Genomic DNA, 22,158 nt, shown 5'->3' with positions numbered 1-22,158 from the left:
AGTGGCGCTTTTTGTTTTGCGAAATAAAAATAATTGCGATACAGTAAATCTGTACAAACAAATATTCCTTCGGGGTCGGGTGAAATTCCCAACCGGCGGTGATGGGCCATGCCCTAAGTCCGTGACCCGGGCGCACGTGTGCGAACGGTGGATCTAGTGAGACTCTAGAGCCGACAGTATAGTCTGGATGGGAGAAGGAACAAAAAAACAGGTTCGCGTGACCTGTGCTTCGTCGTACGCTTTTCTGTAAAGAAAACGTTTATTTGGCTTGCCCAAAAGCGGCGAAAACCCTCCCACCAAGACCCTAAGGACCTTTTCCTTAGGGTCTTTTGTTTGTACGGAAAAAAGGAGGGAGAACGATGAAACAGTACATGAAACAGGCCATCCAATTGGCGAAATCGGCTGATGGACAGACTGGGGCGAACCCGCTCGTCGGTGCCGTTCTCGTCAAAGACGGTCGCATCGTCGGGCTAGGCGCCCATCTCAAGGCAGGCGAACCGCATGCCGAGGTTCATGCAATCAAGATGGCAGGTGCGGCAGCGTACGGGGCAACACTTTTCGTCACGCTTGAGCCGTGCTCGCATCACGGGAAAACACCACCGTGCGCCGACTTGATTGTAGAGTCCGGAATCAAACGGGTCGTCATCGCCATGGAGGACCCGAACCCGCTCGTTGCCGGAAAAGGAATCATGCGTCTCCGGTCGGCTGGGGTCGAGGTCGAAGTCGGACTGCTTGAAGATGAAGCAAGGGAATTGAATCCAGCGTTCTTGCGAGCGCTCGAGACGAAACGACCGTACGTCATCTTAAAGACGGCGACGAGCATCGACGGGAAAGTTGCCTTGGAGTCGGGGGAGAGCCAGTGGGTGACGAGTTCGGAAGCTCGTCGTGACGTTCATGAACTACGCGCGACAGTCGATGCGATTTTGACGGGGATTGGAACGGTGCTCGCCGATGATCCGGCACTGACCGTTCGATTGGACCGAGAGACACGTCAGCCGAAGCGAGTCGTCCTCGACCGTGATCTTCGCTTGCCACTTGCGAGCACGCTTGCTCGAACGGCTGAAGACGTACCGGTCCTTCTGTTCACTTCGTCAGACGATGAAGAGAGACGGGAACGGGCGCGTGCTATGGGCATCGAGCTATTCGATTATACGTCACTCGGGAGCATGCTCGAGACATTGTACGCGAACGGGGTTGGGCGCTTGTTGGTGGAGGCGGGACCGACGCTTGTCACATCGCTTCTTGACGGGGGCTATGTCGATGAATGGGTCGCCTATCAATCACCGCGCGTATTCGGCGGGAAGAACGGCATCTATCGCTCGCAGCAGGAAGGCTCGATCGATGCGATTGCTCGCTTTGGCATTCATCAGGTCGAGACGATTGGACCCGATCTGAAAGTTGTCCTTCGAAAGGAGGCGCTCTGATGTTTACCGGAATCGTAGAAGAAATCGGTTCGGTCAAAGCGGTGAAGCGAAATGGACCGTCCTTACGGCTCGTCCTGTCAGGTACGAAAGTGCTCGAGGACGTGAAGGTCGGGGACAGCATTGCGGTGAACGGGATTTGTCTGACGGTCACGACGTTTGACGCGTCGACGTTCGCTGTTGATGTGATGCCAGAGACGTTGAAAGCCTCCAGTTTAGATGGGGTCAAGCCGGGCACACGAGTCAATCTGGAGCGGGCGATGCCAGCGGACGGACGATTCGGTGGGCATTTCGTGTCCGGACACGTCGACGGCGTCGGACGCATCGCCAAGAAACGTCCACTCGCGAATGCCGTATATGTCGACATTCAATGCGACCGTTCGCTTCTTTCATACATCGTGCCTAAGGGATCGATTTCTGTGGACGGGACAAGTCTGACCGTATTTGATGTATCAGAACGTGGATTTAGCCTGTCCTTGATCCCGCACACATATAGCGAGACCGTTCTCGGATCGAAGCATGTCGGCGACTCTGTCAATTTGGAATGTGATCTGTTAGCAAAATATATGGAAAAATTAGTCGGGCAGTCGAAGATGACACTCGAGTCTTTGGCATCACAAGGCTATGGAAAGGCGGGATGGTAATGTTTGATTCGATCGATCGAGCGATTGAAGAGTTAAGACGCGGACGTCCCATCATCGTTGTCGATGACGAGGACCGTGAGAATGAAGGTGACTTTGTCGTGCTCGGTGACAAGATGACACCTGAGACGATGAACTTTTTGATCACGGAAGGAAAAGGACTCGTCTGTGCCGCCGTCGCCGAAGAAGTCGCGGCACGCCTTGACCTTGTGCCAATGGTGACGAACAGTACGGACCCACATGGTACGGCATTTACGGTCAGTATCGACCATGTCGATTCGACGACAGGGATCTCCGCGAGCGAGCGCTCCCATACCGTTCGCGAATTGGCGAACCCATCATCACGTCCGTCTGACTTTCAACGCCCAGGACATCTTTTCCCACTCATCGCCAAAAAAGGAGGCGTCTCCGTGCGCCGTGGCCATACGGAAGCGTCCGTCGATTTGGCACGACTTGCAGGCAGTGAACCGGTAGCCGTCATCTGTGAAATCATTCGTGAAGACGGGGAGATGGCCCGCGTACCGGACTTGGTGCAAGTCGCCAAACGTCACGAATTGGCCTTCATCACAATCGAGGCATTGGTCCGATATATGGAGACAGACCTTGTCACGCGCGAAGCGGACGTGTCACTTCCCTCATCGAAAGGCGCGTTTCGGATGATCGGATACGCGAATCGGTTCGACCGACACGAGCACGTCGCTCTCGTGACCGAGACGCTGTCGGACGTCCCGCTCGTTCGAATTCATTCGGAATGTTTGACGGGAGACGTCTTCGGGTCGTTCCGATGTGATTGCGGTCCACAACTCGATGCTGCTATCGGTCGAATCGAACAGGAGTCGGGCATCGTCCTTTATATGCGCCAAGAAGGACGAGGGATCGGACTCGTGAACAAATTGAAAGCATACGCCTTGCAAGAGGAAGGGTTAGACACGGTCGAGGCGAACGAGGCGCTCGGATTTCATCCCGACATGCGTGACTATCGTGTCAGTGCGGCGATGCTCCGCGACCTCGGAGTGACACGTGTTCGACTCATGACGAATAACCCAGAAAAAGTCGATGCCTTAGAATCATGTGGCATCACCGTCGTCGAACGTGTCCCGCTTCATGTCGGCGCGCACGAAGCGAACGAGTCATATCGAATGACGAAACAACTCAAAATGAACCATATCGGAGGATGAATGAGATGACATATACATTTGAAGGAAACTTAGTTGGAGAAGGCTTAAAGATTGGAATCGTCGTCGGACGATTTAACGACTTGATTACGATGCGTCTACTCGATGGAGCGAAGGATGCGCTGAAGCGTCACGGCGTGAAAGAAGAGGACGTCTCGCTCGCTTTCGTCCCGGGTGCGTTCGAGCTCCCGCTCGTTGCGAAAAAAATGGCGATGAGTCAAAAATATGATGCGGTCATCACGCTCGGTGCCGTCATCCGTGGCGCAACCCCGCACTTTGATTATGTGTGTAACGAAGCGGCCAAAGGAATCGCGCAAGCGAGTTATCAATCGGAGGTCCCGGTCATCTTTGGCGTATTGACGACGGAAACAATCGAACAGGCGATTGAACGGGCTGGTACGAAAGCAGGAAACAAAGGTTGGGAAGCGGCGACGTCGGCCATTGAGATGGCGAACTTATTGAAGCAAGTGTGATGTCGAACCGGGTGAATCGTCACCCGGTTTTTCAATTGGGATAAGCAGGGTAAAAAGACTGAAAATTGGGTAAAATAAACTCATGGAACGATTGATTTCATTTCAGACAATAAGGGAGGTTTGGCACATGGCAACTTCGCATGAATCATTGACGTTACAGTTACAACAACAAGAGCGACTCCATCACCTGCTTTCGTCACTCCTCAATCGCTTTTTAACAACAGAGATTGCGGATTTCAAAAAGCGGGTTGACCAGTCGCTAGCCGAACTTGGACATTATTTCGCGGTCGACCGCGTCTATGTCTTCGATTACGATTTCACGAACCAGGTTTGTCACAACACGTTCGAGTGGTGCGCCGAAGGCATCACCGCCGAAATGGACAATCTTCAAGACGTGCCAATCGATGTGTTGCCCGAATGGGTCAACACCCATGTCGCGGGTGAGACGATGTATATTCCGCGCGTGGCTGATTTACCAGAAAATAGTGCCGTCCGCGGGATTCTCGAACCGCAATCCATTCAAAGTCTGCTCGCAGTCCCGATGATGCAAGGGAAGACGTGCCAAGGGTTTGTCGGGTTTGATTCCGTCGTCTCGGAACGGACGTACACGGAATACGAACAACAGGCACTGCAAGACTTCAGTAATGCACTTCTCGGGGCGGTTGAACGACATCGGATCGAGGCGGGACGCGAAGAAGCACAGCGTATCCTTGCCGAGCGGGAAAAAGAAATGATCGATTATCAAGAAGGACTCGTCCGTACATTGTTACGCCTGTCAGCACTCCGCAACAATGAGACGGGGAACCATATCGAGCGGGTGCAGGATTTGTCGACGCTCTTTGCGACGATTTTATATGATCACCATCATCCGGATGTGTCTCCTCTTTTCATCGAAGGGATTCGACTCGCGGCACCGCTTCATGATATCGGAAAGATCTCTGTCCCGGATGCGATCTTATTGAAGGCGAATAAGCTATCCGATCAGGAATGGGTATTCATGAAAGATCATGTGCGCGTCGGGGGCGAGGTGTTGAAGGATTTACAAACACAGTTTCCTCATAACTACTTTATCCAGATGGCTTACCAGATTGCCCTCTATCATCATGAACGTTGGGACGGGACGGGATATATTAAAGGCTTGAAAGGGGAAGAAATCCCACTTGCGGCACGAATCGTCACCATCATCGACGTCTATGACGCGTTACGGACGGTTCGCCCGTATAAACCGGCCTTCTCCCATGACGATACGATTGTCGCGATGAAAGACATGAATGGAGCGTTCGATCCGACGTTATTTGACCTGTTTTTGCTCCATCAAGAAGAGATGGCCATCATGTTCGATCAGACTTTTAAAGCACACTAATAAAGGAGACGCTCCCTCGAGGGAACGTCTCCTTGTTGATTAGAACGTTTCAGATGTCGTTTTCGCTTGCATGTGGAGTTGGATGTAATCCGGACCACCTGCTTTTGAATCCGTTCCTGACATGTTGAATCCACCGAATGGCTGGTAACCGACGATTGCGCCAGTGCAACCACGGTTGAAGTAAAGGTTACCGACGTGGAAGTTTTGGCGAGCGAACTCTTGGTTCGCGCGGTCACGCGTAAGCACCGCACCAGTCAAGCCGTACTCTGTGTTGTTCGCGATATCGATCGCTTCTTTGAAATCTTTCGCTTTTGTGAACGCAACGACAGGTCCGAAGATCTCTTCTTGCATGAGACGCGCTTTCGGGTCGACGTCTGCGACAACTGTCGGCTCGATGAAGTAGCCTGTTGAATCATCCGCGTTTCCGCCAGCGACGATGCGTCCTTCTTCTTTAGCGACATCGAAATACGATGTGATTTTCTTGAAGGCCGCTGCGTCGATGACAGGTCCCATGAAGTGTTCATTCTTCTCTGTGTTGCCGACAGAGAGTTCGTTCGTAAGTTCGACGACGCGGTCAAGTACCGTGTCATACACACTGTCCACGATGACGGCACGTGAACAAGCTGAACATTTCTGACCTGAGAAACCGAATGCCGATTTGACGATCGATTGTGCAGCGAGTTCGAGATCCGCTGACTCGTCGACGACGATTGTATCTTTTCCGCCCATCTCTGCGATGACGCGTTTGAGCCAGATTTGACCTTCGTTCAATTTAGAAGCACGCTCGTTGATGCGCAAGCCCACATCACGTGAGCCTGTGAAACTGATGAAGCGTGTCTTCGGATGGTCGACGAGGTAGTCACCGACTTCTGCGCCAGGTCCTGGGATGAAGTTGAGCACGCCTTTTGGAAGACCTGCTTCTTCCATCACTTCGACGAATTTCGCAGCGACGATTGGTGTCGTCGAAGCTGGCTTCAAGAGAATCGTGTTACCGGCAACGATTGCCGCGACAGCTGTACCGGCCATGATTGCGAACGGGAAGTTCCATGGGCTGATGACGATCCCGACCCCGAGTGGGATGTAGTCATAACGGTTATATTCGCCTGGACGGCTCTCGACTTTCTTACCTGGCTTGAGTTCGAGCATTTGACGTGCATAGTATTCCATGAAGTCGATTGCTTCTGCCGTATCCGCATCCGCTTCGTTCCATGGCTTACCAGCTTCTTTGACGAGATAAGCCGAGAACTCGTGCTTACGTTTGCGGACGATGTTCGCCGCTTTGAACAAGACGTCTGCACGGACAGCTGGGTCTACGTGGCGCCATGAGTCGAACGCTGTGAGTGCTTCTTGCATCGCACGTTCTGCGAGCTCTTGGTTCGCTTTCGAGACGCGACCAATCACTTCTTCTTTGTTCGCTGGGTTGTAAGACGTGATTTTTCCTTCCGTCGTAACCTTTTCCCCACCGATTACGAGCGGATAGTCTTTCCCAAGCTCACCGTTCACTTTCTCGATTGCCGCTTGGATCGCATCGGCATTCTCTTTTTGTGTAAAGTCTGTGAATGGTTCATGTTTGTATGGAATCATTCTCGTTCCCCCTTAAAGTGATGTTGAGCGTTAAAGCGCTTACGTCTGTATTGTATCGAAATTATCGTAGAAATCCTAGTGAAACAATTTTCCAGAAACACATGCCATTGGAGCGACGATTCGAGACATGGTAGGATGGGGGAGAACACGGCTTTAGAAAGGACGAACAACATGAAAAAATGGCTCATTCCGCTTCTCCTCGTCTTCACGCTCGGGGCATGTGGGAACGACGAAGAGGCGGTTGTAGAAGAAACGAAACGCGCATTGCCGGATGCTGTTACAGAAGTGTATGCGGACTATCAAGCGGCGCTCGAGTCGGGCGATGCCGAGGCGCTCACGGCCATCGATTATGCGGGTCGCTTGACCGACATCCCGGCGACCGGCGCTGTCACGCGTCAGCTTGCCCCAGGAGATATCTATGAGAGTTGGGTCAACGAGGACGAGGACGTGGCGTTTCTCGTCCATGAAATGGTCGACCAAGACGGCAATCCGCTCCCGAACCGCCTCAGTAAAGTTGCTGTGAAGGATGGGGAGGACTGGTCGCTCGTCATCACGCCGACCGCGTTACCAGAGGACGTGATCGCTGAAGTCGGGGAACTTCTCATCGGGATACAGGCAAACGAATATGGGGTCAACGCGGAAGCGAACGCCCGTCTTGCGGAAGTTCCGGAAGATGAGGCAGGTCCGATTTACGACCGAGTCAATGCACAGACCGACTATACAGCTTTAGAATCGGACAATAATGTCTTTCTTCTGATGGCGGAGACGTTGACGGTCGAAGAGAACCAAGCGATCATGGCCGATTACTTTAAAGCGTACGAGAAGTGGTACACCGACAATGAGGCGTCGCTTCGAGAAGCGGCCGCCACCGAAGACCCGATCGAGTATATCGAAGCACTCGACCCGTTAAAGACAAAACTAGAGGAAGCGATCGATGGTTTTGACGAACAACTCGTCGACCCGTCGTTCGGTTAAGGAGGAAAACAGATGCTCGCACCAACATTTTCATTACCGAACCAAAACGGAGAGATGGTCTCGTTAAAAGACTATTTAGGAAAGAAAGTCGTCTTGTATTTTTATCCGCGTGACTCGACACCCGGTTGTACGACGGAGGCATGTGATTTCCGCGATGCGATGCCGAAGATGGAAGGTGCGGTCGTCATCGGAATTTCAGCGGACAGCCAAAAGAAGCACCAGAATTTTATCGCCAAGAATGAGTTGCCTTTCGACTTGCTCGTCGATGAAGATCACGAAGTGTCTGAGTTGTACGGTGTCTGGCAATTGAAGAAGAATTACGGGAAAGAGTACTACGGTATCGTCCGTTCAACTTTCCTGATCAACGAGGACGGCTACATTCAAGAAGAGTGGCGTAATGTCAAAGTGAAGGGACACGTCGAGGAAGTCGTGTCTGCAATTCATTCGTAAAACGAGCAACTGGAGGAATCGCCTCGAGCGGTTTCAGACTGTAGACAAACTATAGGTCTACAGTCTTTTTTTGACCAATCCAGGCACGGCTCGCTTTCCTAGGGGCAAGCAGTGAGCCGCATCGCGACTTTCGGTCGTTGCTGGGTCTCACTTTGCTTGCTATTCTCTCAGGAGTCTCGCCTGGCTGTACTTGGTCACTCCTCTCAATCCGACACGAGAGGTCTTTGTACTTTTACATCCGACCCATTTCTGATCGAGATGTAGTCCATCGATTAACGATTCATATTGATTGTGAAATCGGTGCTTCTTAGTGCGGAGGTATATTACAATCATATTTCGAAATAAATTTTAAAAAGCGTATGAGAACAAGGGTTCAGGGAGAATATTACAATTACATAACGCTGTGAAAACGCTTTCTTCGGGTGTGGCGCCTTGACTCGATTGTGAATGTTCTGAAAAATATAGGAGAGCGCTCAAATCAAGAACGTAGGAGGAGAGCAACACGGTGAATCAAATTGAAAGTTGGCTGTCGAGTTTATCAAATCTCGTCTGGGGGCCACATTTATTAATCTTACTCGTCGGGACAGGGATTTTCCTGACCGTCCGTCTCGGCTTTATTCAAGTGACAAGGCTTGGTGTCGGCTTGAAAGAGGCCTTTATTCCAAAGAATGAGAAACCGAAGAAGAAACAACGTGGGGACATCTCGCATTTCCAAGCGTTGATGACGGCTTTAGCGGCCACGGTCGGTACCGGAAACATGGTCGGTGTCGCGACGGCAATCGTCCTCGGGGGACCGGGTGCAGTCGTTTGGATGTGGTTATCTGGTTTTGTCGGAATGGCGACGAAATATGCGGAGGCCATCCTTGCGGTCAAATATCGTGTCGTCGATGAACGAGGCGAAATTGCCGGTGGGCCGATGTATTACTTAGAACACGGGCTAAAGAAAAAGTGGCTAGGCATGTTGTTTGCCTTATTCGCATCAGTCGCAGCCTTTGGGATTGGGAACGGGGTACAAACGAACTCAATCAGTCTCGCCTTGAACAATTCGTTCAACGTCCCAATGGTTGTGACAGGAATCGTCATGATGGCGGTGACGGCGTTTGTCATTTTAGGTGGTGTCAAATCGATCGGGAAAGTCGTCGGGATTTTTGTCCCGTTCATGATTCTTGCATATGTCGGAAGTGGGCTCGTGATTCTTATCATGAACCTCGAATTGGTACCGGGTGCCTTATCGACGATGTTCTCGAGCACATTCAGTGCCGAAGCTATCGGTGGGGGTGCGTTAGGTGCCGCGATTCGCTACGGGGTCGCGCGCGGTGTGTTCTCTAATGAGGCAGGACTTGGATCTGCACCGATCGCGGCAGCGGCAGCAAAAACCGATTTCCCGGGACGACAAGCACTCGTCTCGATGACACAGGTCTTGATCGATACGCTCATCGTCTGTTCGATTACCGGACTCACGATTGTCATGGGTGGTCAATATACGGAAGGACTTGAAGGAATTGCCTTGACGCAAGCGTCATTCGCTTATTTCTTAGGACCAATCGGTGAAATCATCGTGACGGTCTCACTCGTCTTCTTCGCCTATTCCACCGTCCTTGGCTGGTGTTATTACGGGGAACGTTCCGCGTACTATTTACTTGGGGAAAAAGTCATCGTCCCGTATCGTGTCCTCTATATTTTAGTCGCAGGGCTCGGTGCAATGACGACGAACTTAAATTTGATTTGGTCCATCTCGGATGTGTTCAACGGTCTCATGGCGATTCCGAACTTGATTGGACTCTTGTTCCTATCAGGTGTCGTCGTCGCCGAGACAAAACGATTCGAACTCGAACGAAAAAAAGAAGCGGTGCAATCTGCCGCCTAATGAGAAACCCGCCGACACGTGTCGGCGGGTTATTTTCATACCTTGAATTGTCGAATCAATGAATCGAGTTCTTCCATCTTTTGTTGCGACTGTTCGGTCGCGCGGTTCAATTCAGCGAAGCGATCGACGGACAGCGTTACTTTTTCAGCGATTTCCTGTGTACCGAGCGCTCCGTTGTTGACGGTCGTCGCCACGTCTTGAATGACACCGATCATGTTCGATGTCAATTGCTCAAGTTCACCCGCAGCAGCGGCGAACTCGGTCGCGGTCGTCTCGAAGCGACCTGCGTCCTCGCTATATTGTCCGGCTGCCTCCTCGAGTTGGTCGTAGTCTTTCAAGACATTCGTATCGAGGAAGTGAAGCATCTGCCCGGAGCTTTCATTCAAGTGGTCGACCGAATGAAGAACGGTCGTCGAGATTGCTTGGATGCGTTCGACGGTCGCCCGGCTCGTTTCGGCGAGTTTACGAATCTCATCGGCGACGACGGCGAATCCACGACCGGCCTCACCGGCACGTGCTGCTTCGATGGAGGCGTTTAGCGATAACAGGTTCGTTTGGGCGGCGATATCAAGGATGTCATTCGTGAGGGTCGCGATTTCCCGTACAGCTTTCGCGTCTTGCATCGCTTTCTCCAAGTTCGTGCGTGTTGAGTGAAGGACGCTAATCGCGTTCTCCTTCGCCTCTACCGCATGTGATTTAAGGGAGAGGGCGCGTTCATCGATTTGTTTCGCTTCGACTTTGCGCTCATCGGCCATGGTCACGATGTGGTGAATCGTCCGTTCCATATCGGATGCAGACGCATTCATTTCTTGCGCGCTTGCCGCGGTCTGTTGCATCCCGGCGGTCAAGTCTTCCGTCGTTGCGGCGGTCGTCGTCATATACGTGTCGAGTTCTTTCAACTCTTCATACATATGTGTCGATTGTTTCGTCACACCCGTTGTGACGTCGTTTACTTGAAGGATCAACTGACGCAAGTTGGCGATGAACTGATTGAAGTCACGGGCAAGTCCAGCGAACTCGTCGCGGCGCTTCACAGGAATCGACGTCGTCAAATCCCCCTCGCTCGTCGCGAGTTCGTGCATCTTCGTCTTGAACTCTTTGAGCGGCTCAAAGATGGAACGGAAGATGAAGAGCATCATGAGGATGGTCATGACGGCAGCGACCCCGAGAACAACGAGGAGCGTCAGCTGAACCTGTTCAAACATTTCAGCTGCTGCGGCCGTGTCTGTCTGAATCGCTTCCCGGTTCAGGTTGACGAGGAGGCCAAGCGAATTCGAGAGGGTGTCCGCACTAGCGGTAGCCGTGTCACGAATGTACGCTTCCGCAGCTTCTGTACCTTCTTCATTTGAAATACGGATAAGTTCATTCATGACGGTCTGGAAGTTGGCCCAATCGGAACTTGCTTGATCGAAGAGCTGTTGATCCTCTTCCATGATAATCGTCGCTTCATATCCATCCATCCGTTGCTCTAAGATGGCGACGGACGCTTGGATGTCTCGCTCGATATTTTGTTTCGTCACCGCGTCATCGACGAGGGCGTGGCGAATGAGATGGCGGCGAATTTCGAGCAATTGTTTATCGACTTGATGAATCTGGTCCATCCCCGGTACCCAGGAAACGGTCATATCTTCTTGAGCCGCTTTTGAGGCGTTCAAGGCATACCAAGAGTAACCGCTTACACCAAGAAGCAACACAAACATGATGCTGAAAGCGGTGATTAGTTTATTTCGGATCGACATATGATTCCTCCTTAACGAATCGTTTCTATCATAAGCATAATCAGAATCCGTCGCCGACCGTATAGCTGATTTCGAAAGCGGGTCAATATTCGGGGTGGATTCCCCTAGTTTCATAAAAATGAGACAATTTAGAACGAGATAGATTTCCTTTTTTGTCTTCTGAAAAAGTGGTATGATAATGAACGATGTATTGAAAACTGTTGGAGGTGGGAATTTTGGCTCGTATTACAGAAGCTGAAGTTCGGCACGTCGCCGGACTTGCCCGACTTGCGATCACGGATGAAGAAGTGACGCACTTCACGGAGCAATTGACAAAAATTCTCGAGTTCGCCGAGCAACTCGATGAGCTGGATACAACGGGCGTCGAACCGACGACCCATGCCCTAGATTTGAAAAACGTACTACGCAAAGACGAGGTTCGTCCATCGCTTCCACGTGAGGAAGTCGAACGGATGGCACCTGACTGGGAGAACGGTCAAGTCCGTGTCCCTGCGGTCTTTGAGTAAGGAGGCCTTTCATGAGTTTATTTGACCACGGTGTAGCGAAATTGCATACGCTATTAAAAGAAGGCGAAGTCACGGTCACGGACCTCGTCAAAGAGTCATTCGATCGTATCGAAGCGACGGATGAAAAAATCGGTGCGTTTTTGACGCTCAATGAAGATGCGTTCGAGCAAGCGAAACGCATGGATGAGCTCGCGAAAACTTCAGACGATCCGCTCTTCGGTATGCCAATCGGCGTAAAAGATAACATCGTCACAAAAGGGATGCGCACGACATGTGCCTCGACGTTCCTCGAGAACTTCGTCCCGGCACACGATGCGACAGTTGTGGAGCGTCTTCACGACGCCGGCGCTGTCACGATCGGGAAGTTGAACATGGACGAGTTTGCGATGGGTTCATCGAACGAGAACTCGGCGTTCAAACCGGTCCGTAACCCATGGGACCCGACACGTGTACCAGGAGGTTCTTCAGGCGGTTCAGCGGCATCGGTCGCAGCTGGGCAAGTCCTCTTTAGCCTCGGTTCGGATACGGGTGGTTCGATCCGTCAACCAGCCGCTTATTGCGGTGTCGTCGGTATGAAACCGACATACGGTCTCGTCTCGCGCTTCGGCCTCGTTGCCTTCGCGTCTTCACTCGACCAAATCGGTCCGCTCACGCGTACCGTTGAAGACAATGCTTACTTATTGAATACGATTGCAGGACATTGCGACATGGATTCGACGTCAGCCGAGGTTGAGGTGCCTGACTATACGGCAGCACTTAACCAAGATTTGAAAGGGATGAAGTTCGCCCTTCCAGAAGAGTTCATGGCAGAAGGCGTCGCGCCAGGTGTCCGCGAACAAATCGAAAAAGCAATCGAGACACTCAAGTCTCTCGGTGCGACAATCGAGACGGTATCCATCCCATCCGTGAAGTACGCACTTTCGGCTTACTACTTGCTCGCATCGTCAGAAGCCTCTTCGAACTTGGCTCGTTTCGACGGAATCCGTTATGGACGCCGCGCCGAAGTGGACACGCTCGACGAAGTGTTCACGTATTCGCGTGAACAAGGATTCGGCGATGAGGTCAAACGCCGGATCATGCTTGGGACATATGCGCTCAGCTCGGGTTATTACGATGCGTTCTACAAGAAGGCACAACAAGTCCGTACCCTCATGAAACAGGACTTCGCGAAAGTGTTCGAAGAGTACGATGCCATCGTTGGACCTACGGCACCGACGACAGCGTTCAAACTTGGCGAACAGCTCGACGATCCGCTCACGATGTATGCGAACGATATCATGACGATTCCGGTCAACTTGGTCGGCATCCCGGCAATCTCGGTCCCGGCAGGTCTCTCAGAAGGACTTCCGGTCGGTCTTCAAATTATCGGGAACTACTTTGATGAATCAACACTTTACCGCGTGGCCCATGCTTTTGAACAAGCAAACGGCGGTTTCAAGATGCCACAGCTCTAAGGAGGACGTACGATGAACTTTGAAACGATCATCGGGATCGAGGTGCACGCCGAGCTGAGCACGAAGTCGAAGATTTGGTGTGGCTGCTCACGCACTTACGGTGCCGAAACGAATACACAGACGTGTCCGATTTGTCTTGGACACCCGGGCGTCTTGCCTAAATTGAACGAAGAAGCGGTCAATCTCGCGATCAAAGCGGCGATGGCACTCAATTGTGAGATCGCAACAGATACAAAGTTTGACCGCAAGAACTACTTCTATCCTGACACGCCGAAAGCATATCAAATCTCGCAGTTTGACAAGCCGATCGGCTCGAACGGTCACGTCGACGTCGAAGTGGACGGAGAGATGAAACGATTCCGCATCGAGCGCGTGCACTTGGAAGAAGATGCTGGGAAGATGAACCATACGGGCGAGAAACATTCGGTCGTCGACTTCAACCGGACCGGTTCACCACTCATCGAGATTGTCAGTGAAGCGGATATGCGTTCGCCGAAAGATGCGGTCGCGTATCTCGAACGCTTGAAAGAGGTCCTCTCATTCGCTGGCGTCTCGGACGTCAAGATGGAAGAAGGATCGCTTCGTTGTGACTGTAACATCTCGGTCCGTCCATACGGGCAAGAGAAGTTCGGGACGAAGACAGAGCTTAAGAACTTGAACTCGTTCTCGAACGTCTTGAAGGCACTCGACTTTGAAGAGACGCGTCATCGTAAATTGCTTCTCTCAGGCGGCGTCATGCGTCAAGAGACGCTTCGCTATGATGAGGCAGCGAAAAAGACGATTCTCATGCGTGTCAAAGAAGGGGCAGCGGACTACCGCTACTTCCCAGAACCGGACCTCGTCCGTCTCGAAATCGATGAGGCATGGAAAGAGCGCATTCGCGCGACGATCCCAGAGATGCCGGCAGCACGTCGTGAACGCTACATGAGCCAATACGGTCTCTCGGCATACGATGCGAAAGCCCTCACGTCGACGCGTGAGTTCTCGGACTTCTTTGAAGCGACGACAGCGGCTGGGGCTGAACCGAAGGCAGCAGCGAACTGGCTCATGGGTGAAGTACTCGGTCACTTGAACAAGTCGGATGAAACGGTCGAGACGATGAAGTTGACGCCGGAATCACTCGCAGAACTCATCCGCTTGATCGCGGAAGGCACGATTTCATCGAAGATTGCGAAGCGTGTCTTCATAGCGATGATGGAAGAGGGCGCAGAGCCGAAAGCGTATGTCGAAGCGAACGGTCTCGCCCAAATCTCGGACGAGAACTTGCTCCGCGGCTACATCCTCGAATTGTTCGAGGCACATCCGCAAATGATCGAAGACTTCAAGAACGGGAAAGACCGTGCGAAAGGCTTCATCATCGGGCAAATCATGAAACAGACGAAAGGGATGGCGAACCCGGCACTCCTCGATGGCTTGTTCCACGAAGAGATCGCAAAACGCTAAGCAGGCGGCGAGACACTTGTGTCTCGCTTTTCGCTCGAGTTGAGCACAGGGGAGAGAATCAATATGCAACGGAAACGTGCGCGGGTCATTTATAACCCGACATCTGGTAAAGAAGTGATCAAACGGGAACTCCCGTACATTTTGAACCGCCTCGAGGATGCGGGTTATGAGACGTCGACGTATGCGACGAAAGCGATTGGTGATGCCACGCTCGAAGCAAAACGGGCCTCGGCGGCCGAATTCGATCTCATCATCGCCGCAGGTGGAGACGGGACATTGAATGAAGTCATCTCAGGGCTTGCACCGCTTGAGAACCGTCCGACGATCGGGCTCATTCCGGTCGGGACGACGAACGATTTTGCCCGGGCGATGCGAATTCCGCTCAGCGTCGTCGGTGCACTCGACGTCATTTGTGACGGGTTCGAGATGCCCGTCGACCTTGGGGAGATTGAAGGCGAGAAAGGTGACATCCACTATTTCATCAATATCGCTGGTGGCGGGATCATGACCGAACTTTCGTATGAAGTGCCATCGAAGTTAAAAACGGCACTCGGTCAGCTCGCCTATTACGTGAAGGGGATGGAGAAACTACCGCTCATCAAACCGACGTATATCGAGCTCGAGCACGATGAAGGAACGTTCCAAGGAGAAGTCATGGTCTTCCTCACATCGAACTCGAACTCGGTCGGTGGTTTTGAAAAAATCTCACCCCATGCGTCGTTGAATGACGGGTTGTTCGACCTGTTCATCCTTCGGAAATGTAACTTGTTCGAATTCATCCATGTCGTCCGTCTTCTCCTCCGTGGGGAGCATTTATCAAGCTCGCTCGTCGAACATGTGAAGACGAGCCGCGTCAAGATGAAGACGACAGAACCGATGAGTCTCAACATCGACGGCGAGTACGGCGGGGAGTGCACCGGCGAGATGCGGAACTTGTTCCGTCACTTGACGGTACTCGCACCGAACGCCCGAATCCGCGAGATGGAAGATTTGAATGCACAATATGAACGCGAACAGATGATCAAGCAATTGTTCAATGTTTCGCTCGATAAAGCAGAGTGAAAAGATAGGAATGACGACATCAGTCATTCCTATTTGCAATGGAAGGAGCATTCGTATGCTACCAGTGAAAAAGAATGATCGTCTCGATGTCCACGTCCACGACTTGACCCATGAAGGGGCGGGTGTGGCACGTGTCGATGGCTATACGCTGTTCGTTCCGAACGCGTTACCAGGAGAGACGGTCGAAATCGTCGTGACGAAGACGAACAAGCAGTACGGGTTCGCCCGATTGTTGAACGTGAAAGAAGCGAGCGCGGACCGCGTCGAGCCGCCGTGCCCGATCTTTTATCAATGTGGCGGCTGCCAGCTGCAACACTTCAGCTATGAAGGACAACTTCGCCAGAAACGGGAACGCGTCGTCGATGCGCTCAAGCGCCTCGGTCAGTTCGACGTGCCAGTACATGACACAATCGGCATGCCGGAGCCATGGCGCTACCGCAACAAGGCTCAAGTCCCGTTCAAACAAGAAGGAGACCATCTCGTCTCGGGCTTCTATCGCCCACGTTCGCATGACATCGTTGAGATGAGCGAATGTTTGATTCAAGATGAGCGCAATGACAAAGCCGTTCAAGTCGTTCGCGACGTGTTAGATGCACGTGGTGTGCCGGCGTATGACGAGAAGACCGGACGTGGGGTCATCCGTCACGTCATGGCCCGATATGGATATCATTCGGGTGAACTCATGATCGTCCTCATCACGAAGACGACGAAACTAAAAGGTGTGAATGAAATCGTCGCCGACATCGTCGAGCGTCTTCCGGACGTGACGTCGATCATGCAAAACGTCAACCCGGACAAGACGAACGTCATCCTCGGAGCGACGAACAAGTTGCTCTACGGCCATGAGACGATTGAGGATAAAATCGCAGGACTGACGTTCACGATTTCCCCGCACTCGTTCTTCCAAGTCAATCCGGTCCAAACGGAGAAGCTGTACGGAAAAGCACTGGAGTACGCACAGTTGTCAGGTACGGAGCAAGTGGTCGATGCATATTGTGGTATCGGGACGATCAGTCTGTTCCTCGCCCGAAAAGCGGCTCATGTGTACGGCGTTGAAGTCGTACCAGAAGCCATCGAGGATGCGAAACAGAACGCGCTCGTCAATGAGATGGATAACGTGACGTACGCATGTGGAGCGGCGGAAGACGTGCTCCCGCAGTGGAAGAAAGACGGCGTAAATCCGGACGTGATCGTCGTCGACCCACCACGAAAAGGCTGTGCTGAGTCGTTCCTCGAGACGATGGTCGAGATGGGACCGAAGCGGATCGTGTACGTCTCTTGTAACGTCGCGACGCAGGCTCGCGATATGCGTTATCTCGCCGACCGTGGCTATCGTTTAATGGAGGTGACGCCGGTCGACATGTTCCCGCATACGGCGCATGTGGAGACGGTGGCGTGGCTTGAACTGGTCGACTAATCCTAATTTAAGCATGGTTTTTACATGTCCAATACTCAGGAATGTCTTTGAAATAGCTAACTCAATATTTGTTGAAACATAAAAAGCAGACGGTTTAGAAGTGCGATAATGCACCTCTAATTGGCCGTCTGCTTTTACTGTTATTTTATGAATAAAGCGAGCATAATGTCTGGTGTAAGTTCTGTTAACAGTTGTTTTGGATTCAATTGTGCTTGAATATAGGCTTTTAATTCTTGTCGATCTACAGCAGTTGTACTGTCGTTTTCTACAAGCTCATTTAGTTTTTAGCCTTTAATTGATCAATCTGTGAGTTTAATTTTTTTCATAATCATCTTTATCGATATTTTCATCTAACAATAGATTTACTGCTTTTTTCTTAGTGTTAAATCGTTCCGTTTTTCCGAAAATACCTAGATAGTTTTCGGAAAAACGGAACGATACAGATGATGTTAATTGAGTGATTTTTACTATATTACGAGAAGAGAAGGGTAAATGTGTTAGTCACTTTTTTTATGTATATTCTATAAAATTTTATGTATCTTAAATGGAATATATTAAGAAAATTCACTTAATTATAGCCTTATGATTTATAATATAGTAAAAAATATATATTAAAAGGTGGATTATAACTTGAGAATCTCTGAATTACATATAACTAATTTTAAATCTTTTGGTAATAATATGCAGAAAGTTAACGTTGATGATTTAACAGCGTTAATCGGTGGAAATAGTGCAGGGAAAACAAGCTTAATATTAGCACTACTACGACTTTTTGGACAAAAAAACTCTGACCGTACTTTAATTAAAACAGATTTTCACGTACCAGAATCTACACCAACGTCAACAGATCTAGAAAAAAGTATGTTAATAGAAGCTAAAGTGGAATTTCCAGAATTGGAAATTAAGGATCCTGAAGAAATAGTAACTATCCCAGAATTTATTAAACACTTAGTGGTTGAACAATCGGGCAAGCCGCCTTATTTAAGGATAAGATTAATTGGGAAGTGGATTCAAGGAACAAGCCCTGAAGGGAACATAGAACAAGAATTATACTATGTCAAAGTTCCATATGGTCAGACTGAAAATGACGAAGATTTCGTTAAAGTTCCAATTCATCACAGAAACTTAATACAAATGATGTATGTACCAGCTATGAGGAATCCTACAAGTCAATTGAAAAATGCTTCAGGGACATTATTATGGAGGATTTTTGATGGCATAGAATGGCCTGAAAGCTTAGGTGCGGATATAGAAAGCCTGACAACACCTATAGAAACGTTATTCAAAGATATAGAAGGAATTAAAAGCATTCAAGAAATATTAAATGCACAATGGAATAAGTATCATAAAGACCCAAGGTTTTCAAAGAGTAATTTGAAATTTAATAGTAATACACTAGACGATTTCTTAAAGAATGTAGAAATCTTATTTAATCCAAGTGTCGATGGAAATACTGTGAAAGTTGATGAACTTGGTGATGGATTGAAGTCCTTGTTTTACATAACATTAGTGTCTTCTCTACTTGAAATAGAGAACAATCAACATAAGACAGATAAGCCATTATTAAATATTTTAGCAATTGAAGAACCAGAAAACCATATTTCTCAGCATCTATTAGGGAGAGTAGTTAGGAATTTAAAAGAAATTGCTATGAAAGAAAATGCACAGGTTATTTTATCTTCACACAATTCTTCTATAATTGGAAAAATAGATCCAGAGAATATAAGACATTTGCAAATTCAAGACTCTGAATCAATAGTAAACGTAATTAAACTTCCTCAAAAAACTGATGCAGCGCATACCTATATTAAAGAAGCAATTAAAGCTTACCCAGATTTATATTTTTCTAAATTAGTTATTTTAGGAGAGGGGGATAGTGAAGAAATAATACTGCCAAAATTGTTAAGTGCATCGGATATTTTATTAGATGATTTTAATATTTCGGTAGTACCTTTAGGTGGAAGACATGTAAATCATATGTGGAAATTGTTAAATGATTTATCAATACCTCATGTTACTTTATTAGATTTAGATAGAGAAAGAGGTGGCGGAGGTTGGGGAAGAATAAAATATGTATTACAGCAATTAGATGCTAATGATCGAATTAAACCGAAGTTATTAAGAGTTAGTAAAGGAGGAAATCCTTATATTTACACAATGGATGAGGTGGAAAACTTTCATAGTAGAAATGTTGAAAATGTAGGCAATATGGATGTTTGGATAAATAAACTAGAAAACGAAGATGTTTTCTTTTCATACCCACTTGATATTGATTTTAGTATGTTGCTAAATTTTGAATCTGAGTATCATAGTACAATGTCTCAAGGACCAAGAGGAATTGATGATGAAAATTCAGACCAATACAAAGCTAAACTAGATGACTCGATACAGGCCACCTTGAAGAGTTCAAAAGCTACAGGGAAAACATATACTGCTGAAGAACATAAAGCAATGATTTGGTACAATTCATTATTTTTAGGCAGAGGAAAACCTAGTACACACATTGAAGCATTAAAAGAAATCGATGGTGCAACTTTAATTTCAAAATCGCCACCTGAACTTTTAAGACTAGTGGAACGTATAAAAACAAAAATTGGATTTTCAGATGAAGGGTGATCTATATGAATAACGAATCTACTGAATGGATTCCCTCAAATAATATTTCATTAGAAGATGCGGCTTTATCAGCTATAAAAAATCAAAATAATATTGCAATAGCCGCAGGTCCAGGGGCAGGAAAAACAGAATTATTAGCTCATAAAGCAGGATACTTGATTGAAACAAATCAATGTGTTTATCCGAAGAAAATTTTAGCAATTAGCTTTAAAACAGATGCTGCTAAAAACCTTCATGAACGAGTTGAACAGAGGTATGGAAGAAATGTATCAGCAAGGTTTGAATCTAAAACATTTGATGCATTTGCTAAAGGCTTGCTCGACCAGTTTTTAAATGGTTTACCTGAAGAGTATAGACCCCATAAAAATTATGAAATTCTGCTATTAGATAGAGATGTAAATGAGATTGTTAAATCTTATATAACGGAGTCAAATCCAAGCTATACAAACTGGCAACATGATTATCATATAACACAATTAATGAATACTGTTAAGAACACGAGCCTACCTATACTAAGTATTGAAGAAGATTTATATTCTTGGATCAATAAAAGATTATGGATGGTCTTAATTAAAGGGAGAGGCTCTCTTAAAAGCTCATTAACTTTTCCAATGATAACTATATTAGTTGAATATCTACTAAGTATGAATCCTTTAATTGTACAGGCGTTAAGGTCAACATATAGTCATATATTTTTAGATGAATTTCAAGATACGACAGATTTGCAGTATAAATTGTTAAAAACTATTTTTGATGGCTCACAATCAAAAATGACAGCTGTTGGAGATGCTAAGCAAAGGATTATGGGATGGGCAGGAGCATTGCCAAATGCTTTTGAAGTATTTAAATCAGATTTTAGTGCAGAAGAATCCTCTCTTCTTTGTAATTTTAGATCGGCACCTAAATTGGTGTATATACAAAATATTTTCTCTCAGACTTTAAGTAGTCAATCTCCAGAAGTTAGAGCAGCTGGCAGTTGGAACGAGGAAGATGGTATTTGTGAAATATGGAATTTCGATAATCATTATAATGAAGCACAAATATTAGCAGAAAATATTAAGACATGGATTGAAGAAGAACAACTTAAACCAAAAGATTTTTGTATTATTGTTAAACAACAAGAAAGTATATATACTGCTGATTTAATGGAGGCATTATCTAAATTTGATGTTCAAAGTAGAATAGAAAAAGATTATCAGGAACTCTTATCAGAAGAAATAATCGTACTTTTAATAAGAGTATTAGAACTATCATATAAAGAGAAATCCCCAGAGTTATGGTTAAGTATAATTGATGAAATTATAGAGATTAAGTATAGTGATTTAAATCCAGAAAGTATTAATTATACGCTTATCGAACAAGAATTATTGAATATATTATCAGAAATTAAAATTTGTTTCGTTAAGACAAATGAAAATAAATTTAAAGAAGATATTGATTATATTCTAAGACGTATTATAGATTATTTTGGCATAGGTGTTATTAAATCATTCTATCCTAAATACAATCAAGGAAATTATCTAGATACTTTGATAGAAAAGATGATTTCCAAATTAAAATATACAAACGGGCTTTCTATGAAAGAATTGCTTAGTGATTTTATAGGAGAATATAGTATTCCTATTATGACGATTCACAAAAGTAAAGGTTTAGAGTATCATACTGTAATTTTTATCGGTGTGGAAGACAAGGCTTTTTGGAGTTTTTCTACCCAAAGAGAAGCAGATAAAAATGCATTTTTTGTGGCGTTATCGAGAGCAAAAGAAAGAATAATATTTACAGTTAGTAATGAAAGAGAAGTACTTAGATATAAAAAATTGGAAAATTTAAAGCAAACTACTGATGAGATTTCAGAGCTTTTACACACACTTGAAATTGCAGGGGTTCCAACGATTAATAAGATAATACTATCTAACTAGAGTTGCAAATGGAAATAACTTTTGATAAGTGGGATAGAAAGTCAAAGGGGATT

Annotated in this window: 17 protein-coding genes and 1 riboswitch; of the genes, 15 read left to right on the top strand and 2 right to left on the bottom strand. The window is 47.8% G+C overall.

Translation table 11 applies throughout. The features are described 5' to 3' along the window. Window positions 1-61: 61 nt before the first annotated feature. Window positions 62-203: riboswitch (FMN riboswitch) on the top strand. A 156-nt stretch (window positions 204-359) separates the two neighbouring features. The 5 genes from ribD to KNO91_RS08030 all read left to right on the top strand — a co-directional run bounded on the left by ribD (window position 360) and on the right by KNO91_RS08030 (window position 5,073). After that, window positions 360-1,424 carry a bifunctional diaminohydroxyphosphoribosylaminopyrimidine deaminase/5-amino-6-(5-phosphoribosylamino)uracil reductase RibD gene (gene ribD, locus KNO91_RS08050; RefSeq protein WP_214817389.1) on the top strand — a complete coding sequence of 355 codons (1,065 nt, stop codon included), beginning with the start codon at window positions 360-362 and terminating at the stop codon, window positions 1,422-1,424. Beyond that, entirely contained in the window at window positions 1,424-2,065 is a 642-nt protein-coding gene (gene ribE, locus KNO91_RS08045; RefSeq protein WP_214817388.1) for a riboflavin synthase, read from the top strand. The genes ribD and ribE overlap by 1 nt, the downstream gene beginning before the upstream one ends. Next, a complete protein-coding gene (gene ribB / locus KNO91_RS08040; RefSeq protein WP_214817386.1) occupies window positions 2,065-3,240 on the top strand; it encodes a 3,4-dihydroxy-2-butanone-4-phosphate synthase in 1,176 nt (391 codons plus the stop codon). The genes ribE and ribB overlap by 1 nt, the downstream gene beginning before the upstream one ends. A gap of 5 nt (window positions 3,241-3,245) precedes the next feature. Continuing rightward, window positions 3,246-3,710 (top strand): 6,7-dimethyl-8-ribityllumazine synthase, encoded by a 465-nt coding sequence (gene ribH, locus KNO91_RS08035; protein ID WP_214745735.1) that lies wholly within the window; start codon window positions 3,246-3,248, stop codon window positions 3,708-3,710. 127 nt (window positions 3,711-3,837) lie between these two features. Next, window positions 3,838-5,073 (top strand): GAF and HD-GYP domain-containing protein, encoded by a 1,236-nt coding sequence (locus KNO91_RS08030; protein ID WP_214817384.1) that lies wholly within the window; start codon window positions 3,838-3,840, stop codon window positions 5,071-5,073. Between the two features lie 39 nt (window positions 5,074-5,112). Here the strand turns inward: KNO91_RS08030 and pruA are convergent, their stop codons facing one another. After that, window positions 5,113-6,657, bottom strand: a complete 1,545-nt coding sequence (pruA, locus tag KNO91_RS08025; protein ID WP_214786014.1) for an L-glutamate gamma-semialdehyde dehydrogenase — start codon at window positions 6,655-6,657, stop codon at window positions 5,113-5,115. A gap of 171 nt (window positions 6,658-6,828) precedes the next feature. On the opposite strand from pruA, the gene KNO91_RS08020 reads away from it, so the two are divergent. The 3 genes from KNO91_RS08020 (at window position 6,829) to KNO91_RS08010 (ending at window position 9,949) form a co-directional block, all read left to right on the top strand. Beyond that, window positions 6,829-7,632, top strand: a complete 804-nt coding sequence (locus KNO91_RS08020; protein ID WP_214817382.1) for a hypothetical protein — start codon at window positions 6,829-6,831, stop codon at window positions 7,630-7,632. A gap of 12 nt (window positions 7,633-7,644) precedes the next feature. Beyond that, complete coding sequence (gene bcp, locus KNO91_RS08015; protein ID WP_214793617.1) at window positions 7,645-8,082, top strand: thioredoxin-dependent thiol peroxidase; 438 nt, start codon at window positions 7,645-7,647, stop codon at window positions 8,080-8,082. A gap of 505 nt (window positions 8,083-8,587) precedes the next feature. Further along, the gene (locus KNO91_RS08010) at window positions 8,588-9,949 is read left to right on the top strand and encodes an alanine/glycine:cation symporter family protein (RefSeq protein ID WP_214745746.1); all 1,362 of its coding nucleotides are present in this window, start codon (window positions 8,588-8,590) and stop codon (window positions 9,947-9,949) included. Between the two features lie 35 nt (window positions 9,950-9,984). Here the strand turns inward: KNO91_RS08010 and KNO91_RS08005 are convergent, their stop codons facing one another. After that, window positions 9,985-11,688, bottom strand: a complete 1,704-nt coding sequence (locus KNO91_RS08005; protein ID WP_214793619.1) for a methyl-accepting chemotaxis protein — start codon at window positions 11,686-11,688, stop codon at window positions 9,985-9,987. Window positions 11,689-11,903: 215 nt separating this feature from the next. On the opposite strand from KNO91_RS08005, the gene gatC reads away from it, so the two are divergent. The 7 genes from gatC to KNO91_RS07970 all read left to right on the top strand — a co-directional run bounded on the left by gatC (window position 11,904) and on the right by KNO91_RS07970 (window position 22,105). After that, window positions 11,904-12,194 carry an Asp-tRNA(Asn)/Glu-tRNA(Gln) amidotransferase subunit GatC gene (gene gatC / locus KNO91_RS08000; protein WP_012727041.1) on the top strand — a complete coding sequence of 97 codons (291 nt, stop codon included), beginning with the start codon at window positions 11,904-11,906 and terminating at the stop codon, window positions 12,192-12,194. A gap of 11 nt (window positions 12,195-12,205) precedes the next feature. Further along, window positions 12,206-13,648, top strand: a complete 1,443-nt coding sequence (gene gatA, locus KNO91_RS07995) for an Asp-tRNA(Asn)/Glu-tRNA(Gln) amidotransferase subunit GatA (RefSeq protein ID WP_214817380.1) — start codon at window positions 12,206-12,208, stop codon at window positions 13,646-13,648. Between the two features lie 12 nt (window positions 13,649-13,660). Continuing rightward, window positions 13,661-15,091: an Asp-tRNA(Asn)/Glu-tRNA(Gln) amidotransferase subunit GatB gene (gatB, locus tag KNO91_RS07990; RefSeq protein ID WP_214817378.1), complete on the top strand. Its 1,431-nt coding sequence runs from the start codon at window positions 13,661-13,663 to the stop codon at window positions 15,089-15,091. Between the two features lie 63 nt (window positions 15,092-15,154). Next, window positions 15,155-16,153: a diacylglycerol kinase gene (locus KNO91_RS07985; protein ID WP_214786002.1), complete on the top strand. Its 999-nt coding sequence runs from the start codon at window positions 15,155-15,157 to the stop codon at window positions 16,151-16,153. Between the two features lie 55 nt (window positions 16,154-16,208). Next, a complete protein-coding gene (rlmD, locus tag KNO91_RS07980; protein ID WP_214817376.1) occupies window positions 16,209-17,570 on the top strand; it encodes a 23S rRNA (uracil(1939)-C(5))-methyltransferase RlmD in 1,362 nt (453 codons plus the stop codon). Window positions 17,571-18,200: 630 nt separating this feature from the next. Beyond that, window positions 18,201-20,186 carry an ATP-dependent nuclease gene (locus KNO91_RS07975; RefSeq protein ID WP_214817374.1) on the top strand — a complete coding sequence of 662 codons (1,986 nt, stop codon included), beginning with the start codon at window positions 18,201-18,203 and terminating at the stop codon, window positions 20,184-20,186. A 5-nt stretch (window positions 20,187-20,191) separates the two neighbouring features. Continuing rightward, window positions 20,192-22,105 (top strand): UvrD-helicase domain-containing protein, encoded by a 1,914-nt coding sequence (locus KNO91_RS07970; RefSeq protein WP_214817373.1) that lies wholly within the window; start codon window positions 20,192-20,194, stop codon window positions 22,103-22,105. Window positions 22,106-22,158: the final 53 nt, after the last annotated feature.

It is taken from the genome of Exiguobacterium sp. s59 (genome assembly GCF_018617475.1).
Taxonomy (GTDB): Bacteria; Bacillota; Bacilli; order Exiguobacteriales; family Exiguobacteriaceae; genus Exiguobacterium; species Exiguobacterium aestuarii.
The sequence above is the reverse complement of the archived record's forward strand: the minus strand, read 5'-3'. Positions and strand labels throughout refer to the sequence as shown.